Source organism: Corallococcus sp. CA053C, assembly GCF_003611675.1.
Lineage (GTDB): Bacteria > Myxococcota > Myxococcia > Myxococcales > Myxococcaceae > Corallococcus.
Window position 1 is genome coordinate 1 of record NZ_RAWA01000701.1, and the last position, 2,405, is coordinate 2,405.

At 69.3% G+C, this 2,405-nt stretch carries 2 protein-coding genes; both read right to left on the reverse strand.

The genetic code is table 11. The annotated features are described in order from the left end of the window. Nucleotides 1-34 precede the first annotated feature (34 nt). Nucleotides 35-1,333, reverse strand: a complete 1,299-nt coding sequence (locus D7V97_RS42315) for a protein kinase (protein ID WP_120616181.1) — start codon at nt 1,331-1,333, stop codon at nt 35-37. Between the two features lie 175 nt (nt 1,334-1,508). Further along, a complete protein-coding gene (locus D7V97_RS45570) occupies nt 1,509-1,931 on the reverse strand; it encodes a hypothetical protein (RefSeq protein WP_199729189.1) in 423 nt (140 codons plus the stop codon). Nucleotides 1,932-2,405: the final 474 nt, after the last annotated feature.

Genomic DNA, 2,405 nt, shown 5'->3' on the forward strand with positions numbered 1-2,405 from the left:
GGGGAGGGGGACTCATGCCTATATTACCGGTTAATCACTGTTTCAAGGTTGGGCTGGTTGCACGGTTGCTGCGCCTTCCGCGGCCTGGCACCGTCGTCACCTCGTCCGGGTGGCGCATCGCCGTGGCTCGCTCTCGTGAACCTCCACGACTCGCGGGTGCGGTCGGAATCTCGTCTGGGTGGGGAGGGGCGAGCATGGGCACGGCAATCCCTCCCTCATCATCCGGCACCTCGATGTCCCAGAGCGGATTCTCCGCCTCCGCGAGAGCCCGCTGAACCTCCTTCACCGCGTCTTCCCCTGAGTAGGGCGGCAACCGCGCCAGCCGTGCGCGGAGCAGGCCCGTCAGCTCCGACGCCGTGGCGAAGCGCTTCGAGGGCTCGGGCCGCAGCAGCGTGTGGAGGATGTCGCGCAGTGGCACGGACAGCCCTTCCGCCGCGCGCTCCACGTCTTCGGAGCGGTAGGCCATGGCACAGCGGATGATGTCCTCCGCGAAGGGCGGCAGGTTGAGCCCCAGGGAGGCTACGGACGCCGCCAGCACCTTCTCCCGTTCCTCCCGCGACAGCCGCGCCTCCACCCCTTCCGCGAGCAGGTGGCCCGGGTCGTAGAGGTGCCTGCCCGTGGCGAACTCCAGCAGCGTCAGCCCCAGGGAGAAGAGGTCGGCCCGCGCATCCACCGCGTCGCCCAGCAGCGCCTCGGGCGCGGCATAGAGGACTTCGCCCTGGGGCCGGGGGAAGGACGTCGCCACGCGGCCCGTCAACCGGGAGAGGGCCACGCCGAAGTCCGTCATCCGCACTTCACCACGCGGCCCCAGGCGGATGCGGCCCGGGTTGACGTCACGGTTGACGATGCCCAGCGGCGTGCCCGCTTCGTCCGTGCGCGTATGCGCATGGTCCAGCGTCGCCGCGACCTCCGCGCCGACGTAGAGGACGAAGGACTCGGAGAAGTAGCGCCCGCGCGCCTGGGCCACCGACAGCAGCGTGTTGAGGGACAAGCCCTCCAGGTGCTCCATCACCACGCACAGCCCATGCGTCATCTCGACAAGGCCATGGACGCGCGCGATGCGCGGGTGCTGGAGGTAGCGCGCGAGCCGCACCTCCTCCTCCAGCCGCGTCCGCGTGAGCTGAAAGCCTTCGGGCAGCTCTTCGCCTTGCGGCAGGGGAATGCACTTGAGCACCACGCAGTCGCCCAGCCCTTGGGGCGTCCGGACGAAGGCGAGCAGGACGCGCTCCCCCAGCCGCCCCACTCCCAGGTCCCGGAAGAATTCGTAGGAGGTGTCCCCCTGCGTGAAGAGCACGACGCCGCTGGAGAGCGGCGGTTCAGATGGATGGGCCATGCGGATACCCCTTGCGCCCGCGCGTGAGGAGTTCGCGCGAAGGAACTTGCAAGGTAGTGCCCGCATCGCTCCTGGGGAACGACGCGGCGGGTTCAACGTCCCCCGCAATCCCTCTCACTCCGGGTGAGAAGGACAGGGGCTGAGTTGTAAATGGGTGTTACGTTCGGCAGGTCGTTCAACGCCAACGTTCGACGGCGATGCCGCCCACGTTCTGGCGGACCACAACCTCGCCCGGCTTGGACCCTTCCCAGGTTACCCATCCGAGATCATCCTCATCCCCCATTTCGATGCAGACCGGCACCCTCTGGCCATTCGGAAGCCGGGCCTCGGTGTAGCGTCCCAGGAGCACGTCCTTGTTTCCTGTCCAAAGGTAGCCGTAAAGCAGCGTGCCCTTGGGCAGCGCGCGGTTCTCGTCTTTGTACACCTCCCCCGTCACGGGCCCATCGCGGAAAACCCCAGCATCACCCGCGCTCCTCTGACGCGCGTCCACATAGAAGGCGACGGGGGCGTTCTTCCGCATGCGTCGCCCGTTCACGTCGTCCCGGGCGAACATCCACTTGCGTGCGGCCTCGGGGCAGTCCGCGGCCTCGGGCCGCACCTGGGCTCCCGGGCAGCCCAGCTGGAGGGCAGCGGCGGCGGTCAGACCCGCGCACGTCTTGAGGAAGCCACCCCATTCCGCCGGGGGCCAGCCCGGGGAGGCGGCCAGGGGCTTTGGCTTCCTGATAGCGGGAGCGGGCGGCGGAGACAGGGGCGAGGGAGCGCGCTTCACGGGAGGACTTTCCTTCGGCTCGGGTGCGGACACGGGAGAGGCTACTTCAGGGGGCGTCGTGGCGGGCGCTGGAGGGGGAACAGGTTGCTTCGGCTCTGGGTCCACCTGCCGTGCGGAGGAGGGCGTTGACGGCGCTCGCTGTGCAGCCGGAGGAGATTCCGAGGGCATCATGAAGCGCCAGAGCACGAGGCCGCCCAGGAGCACGGCGAGCGCCACCACGAAGGCCCCTCGCACGGTGACGAGTCCGCGCCGGGCAGCCGGGGCGGGCACCTCTTGTGACAGCGCGGGGGGGAGCGCCTCGGG